The 24,771-nt window shown below is 41.8% G+C and carries 23 protein-coding genes; 10 read left to right on the top strand and 13 right to left on the bottom strand.

What is annotated here, in order from left to right; genetic code table 11:
• From NH454_RS11715 to NH454_RS11730, 4 genes are all read left to right on the top strand, one after another.
• A complete protein-coding gene (locus NH454_RS11715) occupies window positions 1–1,314 on the top strand; it encodes an ABC transporter permease (protein WP_062564569.1) in 1,314 nt (437 codons plus the stop codon).
• A 10-nt stretch (window positions 1,315–1,324) separates the two neighbouring features.
• Window positions 1,325–2,530 (top strand): FtsX-like permease family protein, encoded by a 1,206-nt coding sequence (locus NH454_RS11720; RefSeq protein WP_235383194.1) that lies wholly within the window; start codon window positions 1,325–1,327, stop codon window positions 2,528–2,530.
• An 81-nt stretch (window positions 2,531–2,611) separates the two neighbouring features.
• A complete protein-coding gene (locus tag NH454_RS11725; RefSeq protein WP_235383193.1) occupies window positions 2,612–3,940 on the top strand; it encodes a sigma-54 dependent transcriptional regulator in 1,329 nt (442 codons plus the stop codon).
• A 38-nt stretch (window positions 3,941–3,978) separates the two neighbouring features.
• On the top strand, window positions 3,979–5,232 hold the full coding sequence (locus NH454_RS11730) for an ATP-binding protein (RefSeq protein ID WP_235383192.1): 1,254 nt from the start codon (window positions 3,979–3,981) through the stop codon (window positions 5,230–5,232).
• A gap of 77 nt (window positions 5,233–5,309) precedes the next feature.
• Here the strand turns inward: NH454_RS11730 and NH454_RS11735 are convergent, their stop codons facing one another.
• A complete protein-coding gene (locus NH454_RS11735) occupies window positions 5,310–5,648 on the bottom strand; it encodes a Grx4 family monothiol glutaredoxin (protein WP_054551536.1) in 339 nt (112 codons plus the stop codon).
• Window positions 5,649–5,911: 263 nt separating this feature from the next.
• Here NH454_RS11735 and NH454_RS11740 point away from each other — a divergent pair, with 263 nt between their 5' ends.
• The 5 genes from NH454_RS11740 (at window position 5,912) to NH454_RS11760 (ending at window position 12,390) form a co-directional block, all read left to right on the top strand.
• Window positions 5,912–6,493 carry a Fe-Mn family superoxide dismutase gene (locus NH454_RS11740; RefSeq protein WP_054551537.1) on the top strand — a complete coding sequence of 194 codons (582 nt, stop codon included), beginning with the start codon at window positions 5,912–5,914 and terminating at the stop codon, window positions 6,491–6,493.
• A 239-nt stretch (window positions 6,494–6,732) separates the two neighbouring features.
• Window positions 6,733–8,655, top strand: coding sequence for a PrkA family serine protein kinase (locus NH454_RS11745; RefSeq protein ID WP_135924231.1), 1,923 nt, complete (start codon window positions 6,733–6,735; stop codon window positions 8,653–8,655).
• 26 nt (window positions 8,656–8,681) lie between these two features.
• Window positions 8,682–9,968, top strand: coding sequence for a YeaH/YhbH family protein (locus NH454_RS11750; protein WP_135924230.1), 1,287 nt, complete (start codon window positions 8,682–8,684; stop codon window positions 9,966–9,968).
• Between the two features lie 20 nt (window positions 9,969–9,988).
• On the top strand, window positions 9,989–11,503 hold the full coding sequence (locus NH454_RS11755) for a SpoVR family protein (RefSeq protein ID WP_235383191.1): 1,515 nt from the start codon (window positions 9,989–9,991) through the stop codon (window positions 11,501–11,503).
• A 5-nt stretch (window positions 11,504–11,508) separates the two neighbouring features.
• Window positions 11,509–12,390 (top strand): universal stress protein, encoded by an 882-nt coding sequence (locus NH454_RS11760; RefSeq protein ID WP_199525744.1) that lies wholly within the window; start codon window positions 11,509–11,511, stop codon window positions 12,388–12,390.
• Window positions 12,391–12,422: 32 nt separating this feature from the next.
• Here the strand turns inward: NH454_RS11760 and NH454_RS11765 are convergent, their stop codons facing one another.
• Entirely contained in the window at window positions 12,423–13,385 is a 963-nt protein-coding gene (locus tag NH454_RS11765) for a diguanylate cyclase (protein ID WP_253039171.1), read from the bottom strand.
• 3 nt (window positions 13,386–13,388) lie between these two features.
• Window positions 13,389–14,393, bottom strand: a complete 1,005-nt coding sequence (locus NH454_RS11770) for a response regulator (RefSeq protein ID WP_135924226.1) — start codon at window positions 14,391–14,393, stop codon at window positions 13,389–13,391.
• A 205-nt stretch (window positions 14,394–14,598) separates the two neighbouring features.
• Between NH454_RS11770 and tpx the strand changes: the two genes are divergently transcribed.
• On the top strand, window positions 14,599–15,180 hold the full coding sequence (tpx, locus tag NH454_RS11775; protein WP_135924225.1) for a thiol peroxidase: 582 nt from the start codon (window positions 14,599–14,601) through the stop codon (window positions 15,178–15,180).
• A 75-nt stretch (window positions 15,181–15,255) separates the two neighbouring features.
• Here the strand turns inward: tpx and adk are convergent, their stop codons facing one another.
• From adk to NH454_RS11820, 10 genes are all read right to left on the bottom strand, one after another.
• The gene (gene adk, locus NH454_RS11780) at window positions 15,256–15,900 is read right to left on the bottom strand and encodes an adenylate kinase (protein WP_036967590.1); all 645 of its coding nucleotides are present in this window, start codon (window positions 15,898–15,900) and stop codon (window positions 15,256–15,258) included.
• Between the two features lie 180 nt (window positions 15,901–16,080).
• A complete protein-coding gene (htpG, locus tag NH454_RS11785) occupies window positions 16,081–17,994 on the bottom strand; it encodes a molecular chaperone HtpG (protein ID WP_135924224.1) in 1,914 nt (637 codons plus the stop codon).
• A gap of 160 nt (window positions 17,995–18,154) precedes the next feature.
• Window positions 18,155–18,763 carry a recombination mediator RecR gene (recR, locus tag NH454_RS11790; RefSeq protein WP_054551546.1) on the bottom strand — a complete coding sequence of 203 codons (609 nt, stop codon included), beginning with the start codon at window positions 18,761–18,763 and terminating at the stop codon, window positions 18,155–18,157.
• Window positions 18,764–18,773: 10 nt separating this feature from the next.
• Window positions 18,774–19,100 (bottom strand): YbaB/EbfC family nucleoid-associated protein, encoded by a 327-nt coding sequence (locus tag NH454_RS11795; RefSeq protein ID WP_054551547.1) that lies wholly within the window; start codon window positions 19,098–19,100, stop codon window positions 18,774–18,776.
• 59 nt (window positions 19,101–19,159) lie between these two features.
• The gene (gene dnaX / locus NH454_RS11800) at window positions 19,160–21,610 is read right to left on the bottom strand and encodes a DNA polymerase III subunit gamma/tau (protein ID WP_253039172.1); all 2,451 of its coding nucleotides are present in this window, start codon (window positions 21,608–21,610) and stop codon (window positions 19,160–19,162) included.
• A 3-nt stretch (window positions 21,611–21,613) separates the two neighbouring features.
• Window positions 21,614–22,159, bottom strand: coding sequence for an adenine phosphoribosyltransferase (gene apt / locus NH454_RS11805; protein ID WP_135924222.1), 546 nt, complete (start codon window positions 22,157–22,159; stop codon window positions 21,614–21,616).
• A gap of 151 nt (window positions 22,160–22,310) precedes the next feature.
• Window positions 22,311–22,433 carry a hypothetical protein gene (locus NH454_RS22360; RefSeq protein ID WP_254907726.1) on the bottom strand — a complete coding sequence of 41 codons (123 nt, stop codon included), beginning with the start codon at window positions 22,431–22,433 and terminating at the stop codon, window positions 22,311–22,313.
• 85 nt (window positions 22,434–22,518) lie between these two features.
• A complete protein-coding gene (locus tag NH454_RS11810; RefSeq protein ID WP_366030802.1) occupies window positions 22,519–23,277 on the bottom strand; it encodes a putative DNA-binding domain-containing protein in 759 nt (252 codons plus the stop codon).
• On the bottom strand, window positions 23,270–24,133 hold the full coding sequence (locus NH454_RS11815; RefSeq protein ID WP_253039174.1) for a DUF692 domain-containing protein: 864 nt from the start codon (window positions 24,131–24,133) through the stop codon (window positions 23,270–23,272). Before NH454_RS11815 ends, NH454_RS11810 begins: the two co-directional genes overlap by 8 nt.
• A 54-nt stretch (window positions 24,134–24,187) precedes the next feature.
• The gene (locus NH454_RS11820; RefSeq protein ID WP_253039175.1) at window positions 24,188–24,727 is read right to left on the bottom strand and encodes a hypothetical protein; all 540 of its coding nucleotides are present in this window, start codon (window positions 24,725–24,727) and stop codon (window positions 24,188–24,190) included.
• Between the last annotated feature and the right edge of the window lie 44 nt (window positions 24,728–24,771).

Below are 24,771 nucleotides of genomic sequence, written 5' to 3' on the forward strand. Positions count from 1 at the left end.
ATGTTCCTTCATTATTTAGATTTAAGCTGGCGCAGCTTTAAGCGCACGCCACTAGTAAGCTTTTTAATGGTGCTGGCTATTGCCATTGGTATTGGCGTAACCATGACAAGTTTATCTGTGTATCACATGATGTCGGCAGACCCTATTCCTGAAAAAAGTAGCGATCTTTATTCTGTGCAGTTACAAACCATGGATGAAGGCCGTACGTGGTGGACAGTCGATAACATGCCACTGCAATTAACCTATCAAGATGCGGTTAATCTTAACCAGGCCAAAGCTGGTGGCAAACGTGTCACTATGGTTAGAACGGGTTTTTCGGTTTATTTAGACTCAGATAAAGTTAAACCTTTTATTGGTCAAGCCCGTCTAACCACCCCTGATTTTTTCGATATGTTTAACCTATCGTTTATTTATGGTGGGGTTTGGAGCGCGCAACAAGAAGCCGATGCAGCACCTGTCGTGGTTATCAATAAAGAATTAAACGACAAACTATTCGCAGGTGAAAACCCCGTAGGCAAAATGGTGTACCTCGATGATGCTAGTTACGAAGTCATTGGCGTGATTGATGATTGGGATATCACTACTAAATACTATGACTTGAATAACGGTGCATTTAATAAAACCGAACAACTGTTTTTACCATTTAGCCTAATGAAAGCACGCCAGCTTGAAAACTGGGGTAATACCAATGGTTGGAAGCACGAAAAAACCAATACCTTTAATGACAAGCTCAATTCAGAAATGGTGTGGTTACAGTTTTGGGTTGAACTAAAAACACCTGCAGAAAAGCAAGCTTACCAAGACTTTTTAATGGCCTATATGCAAGAACAACAGAAGCTAGGTCGTTTTAACCGTGAAAAATTAACCGCCACCCTACGTGATGTAAATGAGTGGATGAAGTACAACAATGTTGTCAGCGAAGACAACGAAATTCTGGTTGGCCTAAGCTTTATGTTTTTAGCGGTATGCCTTGCCAACATCTTAGGCTTGTTACTTGCGAAATTTTTACGTCGCGCTCCTGAGGTCGGTGTACGCCGTGCATTAGGTGCCAGTAAACGCCAAATATTCTTTCAACATATTGTTGAGGTAGCCATGTTAGGTTTCTTAGGTGGCATCTTCGGAATTATTTTGGCGCAAGTGGGGTTATTAGGCGTACGTCAAAGCTATAGCTACTACCAAAGCTTAGCCACAATGGACTTGAGCATGTTACTCAGCGCACCTGTGATTGCAATTAGCACCTGTGTTATAGCGGGTCTGTACCCTGCTTGGCTGGTGTGTAAAACCAACCCAGCAATTTACCTTAAGAGCCAATAAGGAAGACACCATGTTAGAAATCAAACCTATCTTTCACGCCTTATGCCGCTCAAAAGTTGGCGCTATTTTATTGCTGATCCAAATTGCCATCACCACTGCAATTGTTAGTAATGCGGCGTTTATTATTCAAGACAGGATTAGCTATTTAAGCCAAGAAACAGGCTACCCTGAACAAGACATTTTCGTTTTTAATGTCATGATGTTTGGCAAAGATGTGTCTCCGTCTCAGCAATATGAGCTTGATGAAGCCATGCTTCGTCAAATACCTGGGGTAGTTGATGCTGCTTATTCGAGTAACACACCGCTTTCGGGCAGTGGTTCTTCGTCAGATTTTAGCTTAAAACCAGCACCTGAAGAGAGTAAATCAGCCCGTACTTCTTACATGTTTATCGATGAGCATGGCATTAATACCTATGGCGTTAAACTCATTGCTGGGCGTAACTACACTGAAGACGAAGTGATCGTTACCGATAACTATGATGAGCTTTCAAAAGTAACCGTTGTCACTAAAACCCTACTCGATGAGCTGTTCCCTGACGGCAATGGTTTAGGCCAAACAGTCTACTTTGGTGACATTCCAATGAAAATAATTGGTGTTATTGATCTAATGAAAGGCCCATGGCTTAAAGACAGCCGTCCAGATAACGTAGCACTGCTGCCTTTTATTAAGCCTGGAACAAATGCACGCTTTGTAGTTAGAACAGAGCCAGGTCAACGTCAATCAGTCATGAACCGTGTTGAAGAAGCCATGCTAAAAAACTACAACAAACGCGTTATCTCTCGCATTCGTGGCTTAGATGACGATAAAGAGTCATACATGGCTGAAGATACATTAATGATGCGCATGCTGATTGTACTAATTACTATTTTAGTGTTGGTGACAGCCCTAGGTATTTTCGGCCTAACGCTGTTCAATATTAGCAAGCGTACTAAGCAAATAGGCACTCGCCGCGCTTTAGGTGCCAGAAAGTCAGCCATCATCAGCTACTTCTTAGTTGAAAACGCCATGATATGTGTTGTTGGTTTAGTGATTGGTGTGATTGCTGCCGTGTATTTAGGCCAGTTGCTCATGCAGCACTTTTCAATAGCTCAGCTTGATATTAGCTACGTGCTTGCTACAGCGCTGGCAGTGTTCGTTATGAGTTTATTAGCGGTACTTGCACCTGCAAAACGGGCGGCGAATATCTCACCGAGCATTGCAACTCGAACAATTTAGTTCTCCCAACCTATGCTACACTGGATTAACAGTGTAGCATTCATCTTGCACCCTTATTAGGAAAATAACTAAAACAATAATATGGAAAAAATACTTATCGTCGATGATAACCCAGCCATTTTGGATGCATTGTCGTTATTACTCGAAATTCACGGTTTTGATGTTGTTACAGCAAGTAACCCGTTTGAGGCAATTCAGGCCGTACAATACCAACGCATAGCGCTTGTTATTCAAGACATGAACTTTACCGCCGACACCACTTCCGGCGAAGAAGGCAAGGAACTTTTTTATGCCTTACGAGACATTAATCCTCACCTACCGATTATTTTGATCACCGCATGGACAGAGCTTTCTACTGCGGTTGAACTTGTCAAAGCAGGGGCTGCTGATTATTTACCAAAACCATGGGACGATGCCAAGCTACTTACTTGTGTAAATAACCTAATAGAGCTGGGTAAAGCAAAACAGCAAAACGAAACCTTTACCCGCCACCAGCAAGAGCGTGACGCATCTGTGCAACAAGCAAATTTGGTGGGCTTGGTTTATAAAAGTACCGCTATGGAGCACATTGTTAATCTTGCGATTCAAGTGGCTAAATCGGATATTTCAGTGCTGATCACAGGCCCTAACGGCAGTGGTAAAGAACGCATTGCGCAAATAATACAGGCCAATTCATTATTAGCAGATAAACCCTTTATCACTGTTAATGCCGGTGCTTTGCCTAGCGAACTTATTGAGGCTGAGTTATTTGGTGCCGAAGCGGGCGCCTATACAGGTATTACAAAACAGCGTATTGGTCGTTTTGAAGCGGCCGATGGTGGCACCCTATTTTTAGACGAAATTGGTAACTTACCACTTTCTGGGCAAATGAAATTATTACGCATTTTACAAACTGGTGAATTTGAACGTTTAGGCTCAACACAAACACGTAAAGTGAATGTGCGGGTGATTTCAGCAACCAATGAAGATTTAAGCCATGCAATTAAAACAGGTCAATTTCGGGAAGACCTTTACTACCGCTTAAATGTTATTGAGTTAAATTTACCAAGCCTTGCCCATCGCCCAGATGATATTTTAGCTTTGGTCGCACACTTTTTACCTGAGCGCACACTGTCGCTTAGTACAGAAAAAGCCCTGCTCGCCCATAGCTGGCCGGGTAATGTTCGTGAGCTTGAAAATGCCTGTAAACGCGCTGGCGTTTTAAAACCCACAGGGGTGATTGAGCTTGCTGATTTTGGCTTACAAGTTGAAACAAACAGCCCATCACAAACAAGAGCAGAGCCTAACAAACAAGAGATTGAACTTGCCATGCGCGAGTACAAAGGTGTGATTGCTAAAGTGGCTCGCCATTTTGGCCTAAGTCGCCAAGCGCTTTATCGCAGGCTTGATAAATTTAAGATTGAATACTAATGCGTTTTTCGTTTCGATATAAAATCATAACCTTATGCATGGCAGCGTCTGCATTGCCACTTATGTTGGTTTGTTACTTTGCGGGTATAAGCTTGTTTTACAGCCTATTAGCCCTGCTCGCTTGCGCTTTGATCAGCGGACTTTTTGCCGCGCAATTATCAACCCCGCTTATTGATGGCATGAACTCACTCGAAACCGGGTTGCTTAATTTTAAAGATGGTGAGCTGGCTACATTATTAGCCTATGATGGCAGTGATGAGCTAGGTGATTTATGCCGGCTTTATAACCAAACCGCAAAACAGCTTCGCCAAGAAAAGCAATGGATATATCAGCGTGAGTTGATGCTCGACAAAGTACTGCAAAGCTCCCCGCAAGCTGTGCTTTTGACTAACGACCAAGGCTTTATTGTGTATAGCAACCACAGTGCTCGTAGCTTACTCGATGCTAAGTCAGCCCTTGAAGGTGCCAAGCTCGAAAACTTATTAGATTCAAGCTGCGAGCAATTAACGCGTGCCATTCACAAAGGCGTTGATGGCTTATTTACCCTCGATAAAGCAGATCAAGAATCACAAACTTGGCATATGGCAACAGGCCGATTATTACTTAATAATCAGTTTCATCAACTTTATGTTTTTAAACAACTGACCCGTGAACTAAGCCGCCAAGAAGTAGAGGTATGGAAAAAAGTCATTCGTATCATTAGCCATGAGCTTAACAACTCACTAGGGCCAATGTCATCGATGCTTCATAGCGCGCAACTATTAACAAAAGAAGTCGACGAGCCACGCTTAAAACGGGTATTTACCACCATTGAAGACCGCATAAAACACCTTAATGAGTTTGTGCAAGGCTATGGTAAATTTGCCAAGTTACCCACCCCTCAACTATCAACGATTAACTGGCCGACGCTGATTGAGCAATTAAAAAGTCAGTGGCAGGTTAAGGTATCACTTGATGAACGTGTAATAACTGATGCTGATCACACTCAGCTCGAACAATTACTTATAAACCTATTAAAAAATGCCTATGAATCGGGTTCAAACCCCGAAGATGTCAGCTTAACTGTGCAACAAGAAACAATTGGCACACACATCACAGTGAGTGATAAAGGCAAGGGTATGAGTGAGGCTGTAATGGCCAACGCACTAATCCCCTTTTACTCAACCAAAGCAACTGGCAGTGGTTTAGGGCTAGCACTGTGCAGAGAAATAGTTGAAGCGCACCACGGGCAAATTAGCCTACATAACCGTGAGCACGGTGGTTTGAGCGTGCATGTTTTATTACCCGGGTAATACCACCGCTTACTAATCTTAAGCGAATGGCTATAAAAAAAGCCGCAGTTTGCGGCTTTTTTCTACACTAAATATAATTATTCAGCGTCTTTTTCTTTGTACTTTGCAGCTGTTTCAGTGATTAGTGGCTGTAATTCACCACGTTGAAACATTTCGATGATAATGTCACAACCACCGATAAGCTCGCCTTCTACCCATAATTGTGGGAATGTTGGCCAGTTTGCGTATGCAGGTAACTCTGCACGGATATCTGGGTTAAGTAGAATGTCAACGTAAGCAAACTGCTCACCACATGCCATAAGTGCTTGTGATGCTTGTGAAGAAAAACCACAGTTAGGTAACTTTGGTGATCCTTTCATGTAAAGAAGGATTGGATTTTCAGAAATTTGCTGTTTAATTTTATCGATGGTTTCCATTTACAACCTCAAAAAAGACATTAGCTTACTACATTGGCCTTGAAAAAGTTTCACAGTGGCCTCAGATATATAACTTAAATCGGCATTCGTAGCCACAATTTAAAATAGTCTTTAGCAATAGCATTGCTGTTTGCTAAAACTTGAGTAAAATACTCAACAATTATAGTAACACTATAATACCACTTGGTATAGGGAAGTACGCTGTTTACCTTGCTATTACCTATAACTGAGTGGACTATCAACCAAGAAGATGGAGATAAAAAATGGCATTTGAACTACCGTCACTACCATACGCAATCGATGCATTAGAGCCACATATTTCAAAAGAGACTCTAGAGTTTCACCACGGTAAACACCACAACACTTACGTTGTGAAATTAAACGGTCTGATCCCAGGCACAGAATTCGAAAACAAATCTTTAGAAGAAATCGTATGTTCTTCAGAAGGTGGCGTATTTAACAATGCTGCACAAATCTGGAACCACACTTTCTACTGGAACAGCCTATCTCCAAACGGTGGTGGCGAGCCTACAGGCGCAATCGCTGACGCGATCAACGCTAAATGGGGTTCTTTCGACGCATTCAAAGAAGCGTTAAACGACAAAGCAGTAAACAACTTCGGTTCAAGCTGGACTTGGTTAGTTAAACTAGCTGATGGCACACTTGATATCGTAAACACGTCAAATGCTGCAACGCCATTAACTGATGAAGGTGTTACTCCAATCCTAACTGTGGATCTGTGGGAACACGCTTACTACATCGATTACCGTAACGTACGTCCTGATTACCTAAAAGGTTTCTGGGCATTAGTTAACTGGGACTTCGCGAACGCTAACTTCGCTTAATCTTCTGTTACAAACAGTAATCAAAAAAGACGCTTCGGCGTCTTTTTTATTGCCCTTTGCACGCCCCTTCTGACCCGCAGCCAACCACTCACCCAAAAAGCCTAATCAGGATGAGCTTTTTTCAATTAAATTCTTAATTTTCTTGCGCAAAAATTCAAAATCGTGACTAAGCTTTAATTAACCTTTGCTTTTCTCTTAATCTAATTACACGTCATTTTAGCGGGTTTTCGGAGGTCTCTATGAGTATTTTTGAGCATTACCAATCACGATACGAAGCAGCGCAAGAAGAAGAATACAGTATTGAGGAATTTCTCGAGATCTGTAAGAAGGATAAATCAGCTTATGCCAGCGCACCTGAACGGTTATTGATGGCTATTGGCGAACCTGAAATTATCGACACATCAACCGATGCGCGCTTAAGCAGGCTGTTTTCAAATCGTGTAGTTGCACGCTACCCGGCATTTCACGATTTTTATGGTATGGAAGATGCCATAGAGCAAATCGTCTCTTATCTAAAACATGCTGCGCAAGGCTTAGAAGAATGTAAGCAAGTGCTGTATTTACTTGGCCCTGTAGGGGGTGGTAAATCATCCATTGCTGAAAAACTAAAATACTTAATGCAACAAGTACCTATTTATTCAATTAAAGGCTCGCCTGTTAATGACCACCCTTTAGCCTTATTTGATCCAAATGAAGACGCCGAGCTTTTAGAAAAAGAATATGGCATTAAACCGCGTTATTTAAAAACGGTGATGTCACCGTGGGCTGCAAAACGCTTAAGTGAATTTAATGGTGACATTAGCCAATTTAGAGTGGTTAAGCGCTACCCATCTATTTTAAATCAAGTTGCGATTGCTAAAACTGAGCCCGGCGATGAAAACAACCAAGACATTTCAGCGCTCGTTGGTAAAGTCGATATTCGCCAGCTTGAGCACTTTGCACAAAATGACCCCGATGCGTATGCCTACTCCGGTGCACTTTGTTTAGCTAACCAAGGTTTAATGGAGTTTGTGGAAATGTTTAAAGCACCAATCAAGGTGCTACACCCACTACTTACAGCAACGCAAGAAGGTAACTACAACGGCACAGAAGGCATTAGCGCCCTACCGTTTAATGGTATGATTCTGGCTCACTCTAATGAATCTGAGTGGCAAACATTCAAGAACAATAAAAACAATGAAGCATTTTTAGACCGTGTTTACATCGTCAAAGTACCTTATTGTTTACGTGTTTCTGAAGAGGTTAAAATTTACAATAAACTACTCGAAAATAGTGAGTTACATGACGCCCCTTGTGCACCCGGTACATTAAAAACACTGGCGCAATTTACCACCCTTTCACGCATGAAAGAGCCAGAAAACTCAAGCATTTATTCAAAAATGCGGGTGTATGACGGCGAAAGCTTAAAAGACACCGATCCGAAAGCGAAGTCGTATCAAGAATACCGCGACTACGCAGGTGTTGATGAAGGCATGACTGGGCTTTCTACCCGCTTTGCGTTTAAGATTCTGTCGCGGGTATTTAACTTCGATACTACCGAAGTAGCTGCCAACCCTGTGCACTTATTTTATGTGCTTGAGCAACAAATTGAGCGTGAACAGTTTTCAGCCGATGTTGAAGAGCGTTACTTAAGTCACTTAAAAGGCTACCTCATTCCTCAATACGTAGAGTTTATTGGTAAAGAGTTACAAACGGCCTATTTAGAATCTTACTCAGAATACGGGCAAAACATCTTTGACCGTTATGTCACCTATGCTGATTTTTGGATCCAAGATCAAGAATACCGTGACCCAGATACCGGCCAGCTATTTGACCGTGCAGCACTTAACGCAGAGCTTGAAAAGATTGAAAAACCTGCGGGCATTTCAAATCCGAAAGATTTCCGTAATGAAATAGTCAATTTCGTACTGCGTGCACGCGCGCACAACCAAGGCAAGAATCCGCTTTGGACTAGCTACGAAAAACTTCGCACGGTTATTGAGAAGAAAATGTTCTCAAATACAGAAGATCTCCTGCCGGTTATTTCGTTCAATGCGAAAACATCAGCTGAAGATCAGAAAAAACACGAAGACTTTGTCAATCGTATGGTTGAGAAAGGCTATACCCAAAAACAAGTACGTTTACTTTCTGAATGGTATTTACGCGTTAGAAAATCGCAGTAAAAAACGTTTGTTTTAAGGGGGTTGTTATGGCGCATTTTATTGACCGACGCCTGAACGGAAAAAACAAAAGTACCTTGAATCGTCAACGGTTCATCAGGCGTTACAAAAAACAGATTAAAGAAGCGGTGTCTGATGCCATTAATAAGCGTAGCGTAACCGATACCACCAGCGGTGAGAGTATTTCTATTCCGCAACGTGATATCAGTGAGCCTATTTTTCATCAAGGACGTGGTGGTGACCGTGAACAGATCCATCCAGGCAATGACCAATTCTCTACGGGCGACAAAATTAAGCGCCCGCAAGGAGGCGGTCAAGGTGGTGGCTCTGGCGAGGGGGAAGCCAGTGATTCGGGTGAAGGACAAGACGACTTTGTGTTCTCTATTTCAAAAGATGAATACTTAGACTTATTGTTTGAAGACTTAGAGCTGCCTAACCTGCAACAAAACCAGCTCGATAAACTGGTGCAAATGAAAACCCATCGAGCCGGTTTTTGTAACGATGGCATGCCAAGCAACATTGATATTGTGCGCTCTTTACAGGGCTCACTTGCGCGAAGAGTTGCAATGACTGCTGGAAAAAAGCGCCATCTTGCTGAACTTGAAGGTCAGTTAGCGCTTTTAAAAGCCGAAGATCAGCCAGATAAAGCGGCTATCGCTTTGCTTGAACGGCAAATTGAGGAGCTGCAAAGTCGCATTAAAGCAGTGCCATTTATCGATAATTACGATTTACGTTTTCGTAATTATGAAAAACGACCACACCCCACAAGCAAAGCTGTGATGTTTTGTTTAATGGATGTGTCCGGCTCGATGGATCAAGCGACTAAAGACATGGCAAAACGCTTTTATATTTTGCTTTATCAATTTTTAACCCGTAGCTACAAAAATATAGAAGTCGTTTATATTCGCCATCATACCCAAGCGAAAGAAGTCGATGAGCAAGAGTTTTTCTATTCTCAAGAAACGGGTGGCACCATCGTCTCCAGCGCATTAAAACTGATGAACGAAATCATCGCTGAACGCTATAACCCTGAAGAGTGGAATATATATGCAGCGCAAGCGTCTGATGGCGACAACTGGGCAGATGACTCACCAAATTGTGGAGAAATTTTACGTAACAAGCTTCTAAAAGCAGTACGCTACTATGCGTATATTGAAATCACAGCCCGTGCTCACCAAAGCTTATGGCGAGAGTATCAATCAATAGCGCAAACCCACGACAACTTTGCAATGCAACATATTCGTGGCGTTGAGGACATTTACCCAATTTTCCGTGAATTATTTAAAAAGAATCGTCAGCAGCAAGGCGCCGCATAGCCTTGCGAGTGAGGTAAAGTATGGCCGATAAACGTATTAGCGACGGTCCTGATTGGACATTTGATTTATTAGCAGAGTATCAAACTGAGATTGAACGGGTCGCGAAAATTTATAAACTCGATACCTACCCGAATCAAATTGAGGTGATCACTGCAGAACAGATGATGGATGCCTATTCGAGTGTGGGTATGCCAATTGGCTACAGCCACTGGTCGTATGGTAAAAAATTCATTCAAACTGAGCAAAACTATAAACGTGGGCAAATGGGCCTCGCTTATGAAATTGTTATTAACTCAGACCCGTGTATTGCCTATTTAATGGAAGAAAACACACTGCCAATGCAAGCCTTGGTTATGGCCCACGCCTGCTATGGTCACAACTCATTTTTTAAAGGTAATTACTTATTTAAGACTTGGACCGACGCCAGCTCAATCATCGACTACTTATTATTTGCAAAAAACTACATTGCCAAATGCGAAGAAAAATATGGCATTAATGAGGTCGAGAATCTCATCGACTCATGCCATGCATTAATGAATTACGGTGTGGATCGCTATAAGCGCCCACAACGTATTTCGCTTTATGAAGAACAAAAACGCCAGCAAGAGCGCGAAGATTACTTACAATCACAAGTGAATGAGCTGTGGCGCACTATTCCTACCTCGCAACAAGAGTCTAAAAAACGTGAGCGCCGTTTTCCTGAAGAACCGCAAGAAAATATTTTATATTTCATCGAAAAAAATGCCCCATTACTTGAATCATGGCAGCGTGAAGTAATCCGTATTGTGCGTAAAATTTCGCAATATTTTTATCCGCAAAAACAAACTCAAGTAATGAATGAAGGCTGGGCAACATTCTGGCATTACACCATTTTGAACCATCTGTATGATGAAGGTAAGCTCACCGATGCCTTTATGCTCGAGTTCTTACAAAGCCACACCAATGTTGTGTACCAACCGCCTTACAACAGTAATTATTATTCAGGGATTAATCCTTACGCCCTTGGTTTTAACATGATGGTTGATATTCGTCGTATTTGTGAAAACCCGACCGAGGAAGATAAAAGATGGTTTCCGGAGTATGCCGGCAGTGATTGGTTAGAAACGCTGCACTTTGCAATGCAAAACTTTAAAGACGAGAGCTTTATAAGCCAGTTCTTATCGCCAAAAATTATCCGCGATTTTAAGTTATTTACTATTATTGACCATGAAAAAGAACCCACCCTAAATGTGGGTGCAATTCATGATGAAATGGGTTATCACCAAGTACGTGAAAGTTTGTCAGCGCAATACAATTTAAGTAACCACGAACCCAATATTCAAGTTTACGATGTTGATGTTAGAGGTGACCGCTCTTTGACCTTACGCTATGTGCCACATAACAATATCCCCTTAGCAAACTCAAAAGATGAAGTATTAAAACACCTTTACAGGTTATGGGGCTTTAAGGTAAAACTGGAACAAGAGTCTTCAACAGGGGAAGTGTCACTACTGGGAGAATGCCCAAAAAGTGATGCCCGACACACTACAGAGTGAACCGAATGAATAAAAAGTTACTGGTTATCATCGATTCTGTCGACGATGCAAAAACGTCGTTATTACACGCTAAACAAAAAGCTAAAGGGGTTAAGCATATTGATATTGTTGCTTTTAGCTATGAAGACACCAGTAGCATTTTATTTTCTCTTCCGCCAGATGAAGCTTTGGCTATTCAAGATAAAGAGTTAGCGAAACTGCGTACCTCATTAAGTCCGCTAATTAATGACTATTTAGAAGTCGGTAGTTACACATTACAAACACTGTGGCACGAGAGCCCCGTGCAGTGGCTGGCTAACGAAGTAACCACCTCAGACTATGAGATGGTAATTAAAACCCGCCATATTGATGAACAAACGCAATTTAGCGAGCTTGACTGGCAGCTTATTCGATTTAGCCCGCTGCCTCTTTACCTAGCTGCTGACAACAAGTGGCGTAACAATACCAATGTACTCGCCGCGCTCGATTTAGGTAGCGAGAAAGCCACAAAATACTGTTTAAATGAAGCAATTATAAAAACCGGCCTTGCCTTCGCAGAGGATTATCAGAGCGAATTTTTTGCCTGCTATACTGTCCATGTGTCGCCTTTCTTGCGAGATTTAGGGATTGTTTTTTCTGATGAGCAGGTAACTAACGCTTATGAAAAATTACCGGTTGCGCAACGTGCACTAATTGAAGCTCATAATTTAAAAGAGCAACTCAAAATTAAAGCTGGGGTGGTTGAACAAGTTATACCTAGTGTCGCCGCAAAACTTAATGCTGATTTAGTAATTATGGGGTCAGTGGGTAACACGGGCATAAAAGGGCATTTAATCGGTAATACCGCTGAGAAGGTCATGAAACTGTTAAAAACAGATATTCTCGTATTACCACCAATTGGAGTGTAAAAAAGGGTGAAGTTTCGCCCTTTTCCGTTAAGTTATAAATCTGAATACGCTGTAACTTTATTACGGCCGTTTTCTTTAGAGTGATATAAAGCTTTATCTGCAGCTTCAACCCACTTTTCATAACGATCGAACTTTTCGTCAAAACAAGCAAAACCAATACTGACGGTTAACTGAATTTGTTTTTCACCAAAATAAATTGACGAGTTCTCAATCATTGAACGCAGACGTTCAGCAAAAATATGCGCACCATCGAGATCAGTATCCAGTAAAGTTACTGCAAACTCTTCGCCACCATAGCGACCTGCCAAATCAGTTTCACGTAATGTTTTTCTAAGTAAATCAGCAATGTGACGCAGCGCTTCATCACCGCCACGGTGACCGTGTTCATCATTGACCTTTTTAAAGTGGTCAATGTCAAACATTAATAAGGTACTGCAGCCGCCACTGCGTACGATACGCATATGCTCTTTACGCAGTTTTTCTTCCCAATATCCCCTATTCGTTAATTTTGTAAGGGCATCAGTTCGACTCATTTGCTCAAGCTTACTATTGGCTTCTTCTAGCTCTTTTTTATTTACCGCTTCATCGGTTACATCATAAATAATGATACAGATATGAGACACTTCACCAGTGGTCGTGGTTAAAGGAATAAAGGTGGCATTTTGATACATATGATCCGCTTTACCAGTAATTGGGCGGTAATTTTTAAAGCGGAAAATATAAGGCTGCTGCTCCCAGATAGTAAAAGAGCGATTATTTAAAATGAACACTGACTCTGATTTGCTACGGAACCATTTCTCGTCTATTGATGGAAACAAATCAAACAAATCTTTGTCTTTCACGGCACTTGGTAACAAGCCTGAATGGTTTTCCATAAACCCATTCCAAATGCAGACTTTGTAGTCCCTATCAAGCACCACAAGACCTACATCAACAGTATTAAACATATCCATTAACCAATGGAGTTCATTCATATTAAAATCAGATGCAGGCATAGTTTAATCTTCTAGTAAATAAGCGACTTTGTATTTTAAGGTTTTGAGCGAATCCTCAGTAAATAGCAGCATTAAATCACAATTAATATTATGATTTTCGATGCCATAGCTGATCTCAATCGCCAACGTTCGTTGCCAGCGAGATTTATTAGCCTTTACCAAATCAGACACATCACAATGTTGACCCAGAACCACAGGGTGCCCTTGACTAAAGCGCATATCAAGCTGCTTTGAAAGACCACTTAAAATAGCCCCGATCAGAATATTGCTCACATCCATTAGCAACTCAAGCTCAATCTTGTTGTTAAGCTCGCCTTCGTAATTCATGAGTGACGCAATTTCTTTAAAGCTTGAGTCATTTAACAGTAGCAAAGCTTCACCAGAAACACCGCCGCCTATAAAGCCTTGGCAAACCCCAGAGGTAGTCGCATTGGCATCAATAGAACGCAGTGCCATGTCTAGTTCATTAACTTCTAGGATATTAACATTCGGGATAGGCAACTTTACAAACACATTCAGTAAGCGTGCAAGCAAGTCCCCTGCTTGTCCCATTGCAACATTGGTAAGCTCTTGATAGATATCACGTACATCGGGGTCAACTTGTTCGCCCAGCCGGTGTGATAGACGCTCACGCATGGCTTTGTCTTTAATACCATGGTGTTCAATGATATTAGCAAGCTTTTCTGCAGAGCAAGGTTTTTGAATAAAATCAATGGCGCCTAACTCAAGCACACGTTGATGAGCATTAGGTTGGATATCACCTGAAACAACCACGGTAAGCACATGAAGATCTTGGTCTTGAATGGCTTGAAGTACTTCATAGCCATCCATCTCAGGCATATTTAAATCAAGAAATAGTATTTCAGGCTGAATTTTTTTGATTTGCTCAATACAGTGCACACCGTCTTCAGCAAACTCAATTTTAATATCCCAATCATCGGGTAAAGAGCGCGCTAATTGCCGACGAGCTAACTTTGAATCATCACAAACTAATACCGATGTTGACATATACTCTCTCTAAACCCACACTTTTTTACTAGCCATCTTTAAGAGTGCTAACTTTATTCTTATTTTAATTCATAAAAAATAGCGGCACGGACACATGTTAATCAAACTGCTCGTTTTTTACAATTTTAAATTAGAGTAAACCTTGGAGCAATTAGATGAGTATAATACACTCAGCTTAAATGCGTTAATTTGAAGGAATTATATTATGTTACGCCCACTTATTTTTGCACTCAGTGCAGTTTGTACGTTTAGTTACGCAAATGACTTACCAGAAAATAGTCTTGATGCTGGTAAGGTATCAGCTCAGTCAAAGCCTGTTACCCTACTAGGACAAGGGGTTGAAGTCGGTCAAAAAGCACCTAATTTTAAAGTAGTAGATGATAGCTTTACACCTGTCACATTAGACAATTATCAAGGTCAAGCTGTTTTGCTTAGCGTTGTACCAAGCTTGGATACAGGGGTGTGTAGCATTCAAACCAAACACTTTAATGAAAAAGTAGCTGCTGAGTACCCGAACATAGCTATGCTCACATTAAGTGCTGATTTACCGTTTGCACAAAAACGTTTCTGTAAAGCAGAAAATATCGACAAAGTCGTCACCTTATCTGATTCTGTATGGCGTGACTTTGGTAAGAACTACGGCTTAATTATCAAAGATATGGGCTTATTAACTCGTGCAGTATTTGTGCTCGATAAAGAACATAACATCGTTTACAAGCAACTAGTCGATAACCTCTCAAAAGAGCCTGATTACGACGGTGCTATTGCCGCATTGAAGAAACTGTAATATCAGAAGACAGTTAAACAGATACAAAAAAACCGCCCTGAGGCGGTTTTTTTATTAATGAATCTAAAAGGTTAATTAACCTAATAGCTCACCAAGTTGTTGGCTAACAGCTTCAACAGCTTGGGTACCGTCTAGTTTATGGTACTGAGTGTTGCCTGCTTTTGCTTCAGCTTGGTAATAATCAACTAATGGCTTAGTTTGGTCGTGGTAGATACCTAAACGCTTACGTACTGTTTCTTCAGTATCGTCATCACGAATGATTAGGTCTTCACCTGTAATGTCATCTTTACCATCAACTTTAGGTGGGTTATAAACTACGTGATAAACACGACCAGAACCTGGGTGTACACGACGACCGCCCATACGCTCAACGATAATTTCGTCAGCAACGTCAAATTCAATAACGTGATCAACCACCACACCATTCTCTTTCATTGCATCAGCTTGAGGAATAGTACGCGGGAAACCATCTAGTAAGAAACCTTTTTCGCAATCTGGTTTAGCGATGCGCTCTTTAACTAGACCAATAATAATTTCATCAGATACTAATTGACCTGCATCCATTACTTTTTTAGCTTCAAGACCAAGTGGTGTACCTTCTTTGATTGCTGCACGCAGCATATCGCCCGTAGAAATTTGTGGAATACCGTATTTGTCCATCAAAAACTGAGCTTGAGTACCTTTACCTGCACCCGGCGCGCCCAAAAGAATAATGCGCATATCATTGTCCTCTGTGTGATACTAATCTTAAATTATGGTCGATCAGTGGAGTTTTGTTCTTAGAGCCTGAATTCTTCCACAACTGAGGCTATACCTCAAGTAACTTATACCAATTGCCTATATTAGCAGCAATAAAAAAGGGAGCACTGCTCCCTTTTCCAACTCATTCAGCTAAAACGCTTATTTGCTTAAATCTAGCATAAGCTTGTTCAAGCGAGTTACAAAGCCAGCAGGGTCTTTTAGAGTACCGCGCTCTGCTAATAATGCTTGGTCAAGCAGGACATGAGACCACTGGCTGAACTTGTCTTCATCTTGCTCAACGTTTAAGTGTTTAACAAGCTGATGCTCTGGGTTAAGCTCAAAAATAGGCTTTTGCTCAGGCACAGTTTGACCAACAGATTCCATTAACTTTTGCATTTGTGAACTCATATCGTGTTCATCGGCAACAACACATGCTGGAGAATCAGTTAGACGGTGCGTAAAGCGCACATCTTTCACGCTGTCGCCAAGTGCTGACTTAATACGTTCAACTAGACCAGCTACTTCTTTTTCTGACTCTTCTTGCGCTTTTTTGGTTTCTTCGTCATCCATGTTGCCTAAATCTAAGTCACCACGGGTAATTGACTGGAATGATTTTTCGTTGAACTCAGTTAAGTAGCTCATCATCCACTCATCAACACGATCGCTCAATAGCAATACTTCGATGCCTTTCTTACGGAAGATTTCTAAGTGTGGTGAGTTTTTCGCTGCAGCAAATGAGTCAGCAACCACATAGTAGATCTTATCCTGCTCTGGTTTCATACGTTCGATGTATTGCTCAAGCGATACATTTTGCGTGCTTTCGTCAGTATGTGTAGAAGAGAAACGCAGTAGCTTAGCAATGGCTTCTTTATTTGCCATATCCTCAGCGGGACCTTCTTTTAACACCTGACCAAACTCGTTCCAGAACGTTTGGTAATCTTCTTCACGGTTTTTCGCCATACGCTCAAGCATTTTAAGTACGCGTGATGTACAACCTTTACGGATCGCTTGCGTTACTTTGTTGTCTTGTAAAATTTCACGCGACACGTTAAGTGGTAAGTCGTTTGAGTCAAGTAGACCTTTCACAAAGCGTAAGTAACTTGGCATAAACTGCTCTGCGTCATCCATGATGAAAACGCGTTGTACATACAGTTTTAAACCAGTTTGACGGTCACGATTCCATAAATCGAATGGTGCTTTTTTCGGGATGTATAACAAGCTTGTGTATTCAGTTTTACCTTCAACCTTGTTGTGAGCCCAGCTTAGTGGCTCTTCCCAGTCATGACCAATGTGCTTATAAAACTCTTTGTACTCTTCATCTGTTACTTCTGACTTATCGCGAGTCCAAAGTGCAGTTGCGCGGTTAATACCTTCCCACTCGCCCGGCTGCGCTGGGATTTTCTCACCATCAGGACCTTCAGATTCAGGTACTTCTGCTTTATACATTTCAACTGGAATAGAAATATGGTCTGAATATTTAGTTACGATGCTACGTAAACGGTACTCATCAGCAAATTCTTTCTCATCTTCACGTAAGTGTAGAATGATTTCGGTACCGCGTGTTGGCTTGTCAATCTCTTGTAATGTGTACTCGCCCTCACCTGCAGATTGCCATTCAATACCTTGGCTTTCACCTGCTTTACGAGTACGCACGGTTACGTTATCTGCAACGATAAATGCAGAGTAAAAACCAACACCAAATTGACCAATCAATTGTGAATCTTTGCTTTGGTCGCCTGTTAGGTTTTGGAAAAATTCTGCGGTGCCTGATTTTGCAATGGTACCCAGTGAATTGATCACATCTTCACGGCTCATACCAATACCGTTATCAGTAATGGTTACCGTGTTTGCTTCTTTATCGGCACTAATACGTACTTTTAGATCGGCATCGTTTTCGTATAAATCGCCATTAGAAAGCGCTAGGAAACGTAATTTATCTGCTGCATCTGACGCGTTTGATACCAGCTCACGTAGGAATATCTCTTTATTAGAATAAAGAGAATGAATCATCAGGTTTAATAGTTGTTTGACTTCTGTTTGAAAGCCTAATGTTTCTTTTTGTGCTGCAGTCATTGTGTAAATCTCCAATTAACAAAGTGTCTAATCTGCACTATGACTCATATATGGGGCAGGCTTTTGGAACTTCAAGGCAAAAAATTAAATTAGCGGGTAAATTCGGGGGCTAACTACAAAAAAGCCTGCATAAAGCAGGCTTTTGATACCATATCAGGTATTAGTTTTGATTTACGGCGCGTCGTCCGCTAAATGCGTGCATCAGCGTCATACCATCGAGTAAGTCTAGCTCACCACCAACAGGGACACCGTGCGCAATACGAGATGCGCCTACCTGATACTTATGACAAAGCTCAGCAATATAGTGAGCTGTTGTTTCACCTTCAACGCTTGGATTGGTTGCGAGGATCACCTCATTAATACCGCCTTGTTGCAACTTGCTTTCAAGGATATCAAGGCCAATTTCTTTTGGTCCTATACCATCAATTGGCGACAAGTGACCCATTAAAACAAAGTAAAGCCCTTGATATTGACCGGTTTGCTCAATAGCGAGTACGTCGGTTGGTGACTCAACCACACACAGTAAACCACTATCTTGGCGTTTAACACTTGAACAAATATCGCACACAGCTTGCTCTGTGAAAGTGCGACAAGATTGACAATGCCCTACTTCATCCATTGCTTTGGTTAATGCATGGCCAAGCTGTTTACCACCCTGACGGTCACGCTCAAGCAAATGAAAAGCGATACGCTGTGCCGACTTTGGGCCTATGCCCGGCTGGCATCTTAGCGCTTCAATTAGCTGTGTTAAACTAGGAGATAGTTGCATACAAGATCACTTAGAATGGCATTTTCATACCTGGTGGTAATTGCATACCGCCAGTTACTTTGCTCATGCGCTCTTGAGTTTCTTCAGCAACACGACGTACAGCATCGTTACACGCTGCCGCTAATAAATCTTCGATCATGTCTTTGTCGTCTTCCATTAGGCTGTCATCTAATTCAACACGACGAACATTGTGGTTACCAAGCATAGTTACTTTAACTAGGCCTGCACCTGCTTCACCTACAACTTCAAGGTTTGCGATTTCTTCTTGGGCTTTTTGCATGCGCTCTTGCATTTGCTGCGCTTGCTTCATCATGTTACCCATTCCACCTTTAAACATAACTGTCTCTCTTTCTAAACTACTTTAATTGGCATGAAGATAAGGGCTATTGCAACTAATTACAATGCCTGAATACTGTTTTCATCGATTATAGCGCTAAATAACTGCTGAAATTGCACTATATTTTCATCGCTATTTATTACATCAATCGCTTGTTGATGACGACCCGCATCAATTTTTTGTTGAATCAAATACGGTGAATCAATTACGCCATCAGCAAACTCGATACTAAGCTCTACATTATGACCATAAATTTCACTTAATGCAGCATTGAGCTTTTGTCTAAGCACTGCGCTGTCTAAATGGCGCTGTGATGAGTCAACTTCAATATGTAACTGATTATTCTGCTTGGTAAAGATCGAATGCAGCGCAAATTGGCGCATGCGGCCACCAAGTCCCATACGCTTTATTAAATACGCCCACTCGTCTTGTTCGTGTGCAAATTTAATACTGCTGATCGGGCTTTCAAAATCATCTGGAACCGGAATACTGGCTTCTTCAGCTACTGGCTCTGGCGCTTTTTGCGGGTTAATTTGCTCAAGCAATTCAGGCGCTAGGTTTTCAGTGATTGTTTGATGCTTTTCTCGAAAATCGACTTTTTTTACTTTATTGCTGCTCTCCCCCGTTTGCTGGGGGATGGGCTTTTTTACTTCAGCAGCCATTGCTTGCTGCTGAGGCTGAGTATTGGTCGTGGCTGTGCTTTGTTGCGCTGGCGGTTCTAATGTTGGCTTAGCTTCAGGCTGTTGTTCTGCTTTAACATTCGTTTGCGTTGCCGCACTACTTAAGCGACCAGCACCTGAGATATTGCGGTCTTGTAAAATACGAGCAATGGCCGATTGCGCCTGACTTTGCTGTTGTTGCAATTGTGCGGGTGCAGTTTGCTGTTGCTGAGGCGCAGGTGCTTCATTTGCGCTAAAGCCCTGATCATAAGCGCTATTCATCACATCATCATATTGCGCAGCAAGTGATGAATCCATTTGTGCATCGTACTCATCCATATAGTCTTGCGAAGAATAGTCAGATGTAGAGTACTCTGGTGAAGAATAATCAGCTGCTGGAATGTGCTCTGAGCTACTCTGCTGTTGTGGCGCTGGTTTGACTTCAGTTTCAGCTGGCTGAGCGGATTGCTGAGGCTGTTGATTAGCATTAGGCTGCTCTACTGCTGTTGCTTCAACTTGCTGGGCAGGCTCATGGCTATGTGCTGTTTCTGCTTTGGCTGCTTGAATAGGCTCAGCTTCAACTTGTGTTGGCTGAGGCTCTGAAGGCACAGAAGTTGTATGCACTGAACTTTGTGCTACTGATGCTTGCTCTGAAGCTGCTTGCTCACGTTGCGCCGTTGATTTTTTTAAAATATCACGTAGTGCTCCGGCACCACTTGGTTTAACCTGCTGCTGGGTATTCGTGGGTGTTTGGTTTTGTGCAAATTGCGTTGGTTGAAATGCGAGCAGTCGCAACATGATCATTTCAAAACCAAGTTTAGCATCGGGTGCCCATTGCAAATCCTTTTTACCATTTAATAGCAACTGGTAATACACCTGCATTTGCTGTGCATCAGTTGTTTGTGCCACCTGCTCAATAAATTCACGGTTAGTCTCATCAAGTGCCGCAGCACTAGGCACGAGTTGCACAAGCTGAATAAGGTGCGTCAGGGCGATTAAATCGTCGAGCAAGGCTACAAAGTTAGGGTTTCGGCTAACCACTGCTTTTACTTCTTGAAGTAATGCATCGCCATCTTGGCACAGTAACGCTGCTAACATGGTTTGGCTATATTGGGTATCCATTAAGCCAAGCATAGTTTGCACTGCTTGATGATTAATATTGCCATTGGTTTGCGCAATTGCTTGGTCTGTAAGACTCAGTGCGTCACGCATACTACCATCAGCTGCTTTCGCTAAAATTGACAGCGATTTATCATCAAAACTTAGCTGTTCTTGATTAAGAACATAGGCAAGCTGATCATGAATTTCTGATTGCGACAAAGCATTTAAATTAAACTGTAAGCAACGCGATAAAATCGTCACGGGCAGTTTTTGCGGATCGGTTGTCGCTAATAAAAACTTCACATGCTCTGGTGGCTCTTCCAATGTTTTTAGTAATGCATTGAAACTATGCTTTGACAGCATGTGAACTTCGTCGATTAGGTATACCTTGTAACGACCACGTGTTGGCGCGTATTGAACGTTATCAAGGATTTCGCGGGTATCTTCTACTTTGGTACGTGATGCCGCATCGATTTCTAACAAATCAATATAACGACCAGCTTCAATGTCAGTACAGCTTGAACATTGGCCGCACGGCTCAGCAGAGATACCCTTATCGCAGTTGAGGCTTTTTGCGAATATTCGTGCGATGGTTGTTTTACCCACCCCACGAGTTCCAGTAAAGAGATAGGCATGATGGAGTCTATTTTGTGTTAATGCATTAACCAATGCCTGTTTAACATGAGACTGCCCCACTAACTCGTGAAAGGTTTGTGGTCGCCATTTCCTTGCTAGAACCTGATAACTCATTAATTATTCGCCTTCGAATTCAACCAACTTTAAGATTTTGATGCCCATATCAGCAACACGTTGTTCACCACCAAGCTCAGGTAAAGATACAACAAATGCGGCATCCGTTGCATTACCACCCAGTTTTGCAACTAATTTTGCTGTTGCTTCAATTGTGCCACCTGTGGCAAGTAAGTCATCTACTAATAACACTTTATCACCAGAAACGATAGCGTCTGTATGAAGTTCAAGCGTATCTTCACCATATTCTAATTGGTAGTTTTGTGAAATCACTTCGCGAGGAAGTTTGCCTGGTTTACGAACTGGAATAAATGGAATACCAAGAGCATAAGAAAGTGGCGCACCAAAAATAAAACCACGAGATTCAGTACCAATGATTTTAGTAAAACCTTGGTCTTTATATGCCGCAATAAAGCTGTCTATCGTTGCTTTAAATGCCTCAGCGTTAGCCATTAAAGTTGTTACATCGCGGAACATAATGCCCGGCTTAGGGTAATCAGCGATCGTTGCAATGCTCTGTTTGATGAGCGTTGAAGTTGCTTGAGTCATAATTATACTGCTCAAAAAGTTTATCTAACAAAGCTCGAGAGTATAACATCACCTTAGTGGAAAGTCGGTAGCAAGTTTCGAAATTAATCACCTAACTACAACAAAAAAGGCTGCATGGTGCAGCCTAGTGTCTTAAATTTGCTTACGCAGATTAAGATAAAGATGTGATCCAACCCAGAATAGCGTTAAGACAGCCAATGCCACCGAATACTGCTAAAAACGCAATGAAATAAGTTGCATTGAACGGATCTTTAAAGTCTTTATCATTCGACATAGTTACTACCTTTATTTAAGCACGACAAAATAAGGCGGACATAATAGTCGAACTGCCCTCATCAATAAAGGGGTTTAGCCGATTTTTAAACCAATGTATTAGTAACTACGATACCACGCTCTACCATGGCACTTAAGGTATTGAGCGCTCCCTGATAAAGCTGCTCTTGGCTAAATTGAGGAGCATGCTCTGCAACTACTTGGCATACATCATTTAAGTTTATACCTGGCTGAGATTCAATAATATTAAGTAGTAATGCGGTCATCGCATTTGTTGATAAAAACTGCACTTCGTCATCGCCATCCCGATATACCACAAAATAGCTTGCCTCAGCTGCGGGCTCACTCGGCTGGTTATCGACACTGATGGTATGAACTGGGAAGCTATAACTCAAATTACGAGCCAGTGAACTTAAATATAATGGGGAACTTGTCACTTGATGAGCCGATAAGCCAACTTCATTTGCAAGTTTTTTAGCAACCGACACATCGAGCTCAACCCACTCATAATGAGCCAGTTCTAACATGAACGCAGGATCATTACTTTGCATTTCATAGTCATTAGCAAGAAAGGACAAAAACTCGCCTGCTATATCTAAAAAATAAGGAGATTTACAGTTGTGCTGACTGAAAAATTGCCTAACGAGTCTGTGCCAAGCTTGCTCTGAATATAAACTTTTAAGTACTGGATATGCAGAGCTGACAAAACCATCCACATTATTAAAAAATAAATCGCGGTAAATCGCCATGCGACGCTCTTCAACATCACTAGGCTTAGCATTATTCTCAGGGTCGCGAATATGCGCCATAAACGCTTGTTGTACTTGCGTAAAATGATTATGCACTGTGTTTCACCGTTACTTGGTTTTGCTTATTGGCTGCGTGCTGCAAGGCTTCAATAGTTTTCAGCTCAGCTAATAACTCAGCCATAGGTGGAATATTAAAGTCACGCTCTAACAAAGTAGGAAAAACTCCATGTACTGCGTAGGCTTTTTCAAGCAATTGCCAAACAGGATCGATAACTGGCGCACCATGGGTATCAACGAGTAAGTCTTCAGCCTCAGTGTAATGGCCCGCAACATGACCATAAGCGATACGTTTAGTTGGTAATGCTGCTAAGAATTGCTCAGCATCATAACCATGATTAATAGAGTTTACATAGATATTGTTTACATCAAGCAATAGTTGGCAATCAGCTTCCTCTAAAACTGCATTAGTAAACTCAAGTTCAGTCATTTGCTGCCCAGGGGCACCGTAGTAAGATACATTTTCAATAGCAATTGGCTGTTCAAGAATATCTTGTACTTGTCTGATCCGCGAGGAGACATGCTTAATTGCATCTTCAGTAAACGGAATAGGCATCAAATCGTACATGTGCCCTTCGCCCGAACAGTAGCTTAAGTGCTCACTAAACAAACGAATATTATGCTCTTTAAAGAAGGTTTTAAGTGATTTTACAAAGTCAATATCAAGCGCTGCAGGTGAGCCAATTGATAACGATAAACCATGACAAACAAAGGCATGCTGCTCGGTAAGCTGGTTAAATTGTTTACCAAAACGCCCTCCAAGCTTTAGCCAGTTTTCTGGTGCAACTTCTAAAAACTCAATGGGTTTAGGAACATCGATGAGCATTTCATCAAGCATTTCCCGGCGTAAACCTAAGCCAATTTGCCCAAAATCAGCTACTGATTCTTTTAACATACTACCTCCTACTAAAAAGGGCCATTACGGCCCTTTCAAAAGCTAAATGAGCGCTTAGTGGTTAGAGCCACATTTACCTTCGCCACACTTACCTTCTTTAGCTGCTTTTTTGTCTGCACCGCATTTACCTTCGCCGCACTTACCTTCTTTAGCTGCTTTTTTGTCTGCGCCACATTTACCTTCGCCGCACTTACCTTCTTTAGCTGCTTTTTTGTCTGCACCGCATTTACCTTCGCCGCACTTACCTTCTTTAGCTGCTTTTTTATCTGCACCGCATTTACCTTCGCCGCACTTACCTTCTTTAGCTGCTTTTTTATCTGCGCCGCATTTACCTTCGCCGCACTTGCCTTCTTTAGCTGCTTTTTTGTCGCCGCCGCATTTACCTTCGCCGCACTTACCTTCTTTTTCAGCTTTTTTATCGCCACCACACTTACCTTCGCCACATTTACCTTCAGCGGCATCTAGCTGATAACCAGCTTGCATTTGCTGAAATTCAAATGGGTTAGCGTTAGCATCAGTGGCTGCAAAACTTGACGCACCAACCACAACCGCACCTAATGTTAATGCAATTGAATTTTTCTTAACTGTGTTCATTATCGACTCTCTTTTTTATAAAGGGTTATTAAACAAGACCTGCG

This window comes from Pseudoalteromonas sp. Ps84H-4, from assembly GCF_024124645.1.
Classification (GTDB): domain Bacteria; phylum Pseudomonadota; class Gammaproteobacteria; order Enterobacterales; family Alteromonadaceae; genus Pseudoalteromonas; species Pseudoalteromonas lipolytica_C.

What these genes read in the sequence shown, in the direction of transcription:
- NH454_RS11715 (WP_062564569.1), top strand. Translation starts at nt 1, where the DNA reads ATGTTCCTTCATTATTTAGATTTAAGCTGGCGCAGCTTTAAGCGCACG.
- NH454_RS11720 (WP_235383194.1), top strand. Translation starts at nt 1,325, where the DNA reads ATGTTAGAAATCAAACCTATCTTTCACGCCTTATGCCGCTCAAAAGTT.
- NH454_RS11725 (WP_235383193.1), top strand. Translation starts at nt 2,612, where the DNA reads ATGGAAAAAATACTTATCGTCGATGATAACCCAGCCATTTTGGATGCA.
- NH454_RS11730 (WP_235383192.1), top strand. Translation starts at nt 3,979, where the DNA reads ATGGCAGCGTCTGCATTGCCACTTATGTTGGTTTGTTACTTTGCGGGT.
- NH454_RS11735 (WP_054551536.1), bottom strand. Translation starts at nt 5,648, where the DNA reads ATGGAAACCATCGATAAAATTAAACAGCAAATTTCTGAAAATCCAATC.
- NH454_RS11740 (WP_054551537.1), top strand. Translation starts at nt 5,912, where the DNA reads ATGGCATTTGAACTACCGTCACTACCATACGCAATCGATGCATTAGAG.
- NH454_RS11745 (WP_135924231.1), top strand. Translation starts at nt 6,733, where the DNA reads ATGAGTATTTTTGAGCATTACCAATCACGATACGAAGCAGCGCAAGAA.
- NH454_RS11750 (WP_135924230.1), top strand. Translation starts at nt 8,682, where the DNA reads ATGGCGCATTTTATTGACCGACGCCTGAACGGAAAAAACAAAAGTACC.
- NH454_RS11755 (WP_235383191.1), top strand. Translation starts at nt 9,989, where the DNA reads ATGGCCGATAAACGTATTAGCGACGGTCCTGATTGGACATTTGATTTA.
- NH454_RS11760 (WP_199525744.1), top strand. Translation starts at nt 11,509, where the DNA reads ATGAATAAAAAGTTACTGGTTATCATCGATTCTGTCGACGATGCAAAA.
- NH454_RS11765 (WP_253039171.1), bottom strand. Translation starts at nt 13,385, where the DNA reads ATGCCTGCATCTGATTTTAATATGAATGAACTCCATTGGTTAATGGAT.
- NH454_RS11770 (WP_135924226.1), bottom strand. Translation starts at nt 14,393, where the DNA reads ATGTCAACATCGGTATTAGTTTGTGATGATTCAAAGTTAGCTCGTCGG.
- tpx (WP_135924225.1), top strand. Translation starts at nt 14,599, where the DNA reads ATGTTACGCCCACTTATTTTTGCACTCAGTGCAGTTTGTACGTTTAGT.
- adk (WP_036967590.1), bottom strand. Translation starts at nt 15,900, where the DNA reads ATGCGCATTATTCTTTTGGGCGCGCCGGGTGCAGGTAAAGGTACTCAA.
- htpG (WP_135924224.1), bottom strand. Translation starts at nt 17,994, where the DNA reads ATGACTGCAGCACAAAAAGAAACATTAGGCTTTCAAACAGAAGTCAAA.
- recR (WP_054551546.1), bottom strand. Translation starts at nt 18,763, where the DNA reads ATGCAACTATCTCCTAGTTTAACACAGCTAATTGAAGCGCTAAGATGC.
- NH454_RS11795 (WP_054551547.1), bottom strand. Translation starts at nt 19,100, where the DNA reads ATGTTTAAAGGTGGAATGGGTAACATGATGAAGCAAGCGCAGCAAATG.
- dnaX (WP_253039172.1), bottom strand. Translation starts at nt 21,610, where the DNA reads ATGAGTTATCAGGTTCTAGCAAGGAAATGGCGACCACAAACCTTTCAC.
- apt (WP_135924222.1), bottom strand. Translation starts at nt 22,159, where the DNA reads ATGACTCAAGCAACTTCAACGCTCATCAAACAGAGCATTGCAACGATC.
- NH454_RS22360 (WP_254907726.1), bottom strand. Translation starts at nt 22,433, where the DNA reads ATGTCGAATGATAAAGACTTTAAAGATCCGTTCAATGCAACTTATTTC.
- NH454_RS11815 (WP_253039174.1), bottom strand. Translation starts at nt 24,133, where the DNA reads ATGTTAAAAGAATCAGTAGCTGATTTTGGGCAAATTGGCTTAGGTTTA.
- NH454_RS11820 (WP_253039175.1), bottom strand. Translation starts at nt 24,727, where the DNA reads ATGAACACAGTTAAGAAAAATTCAATTGCATTAACATTAGGTGCGGTT.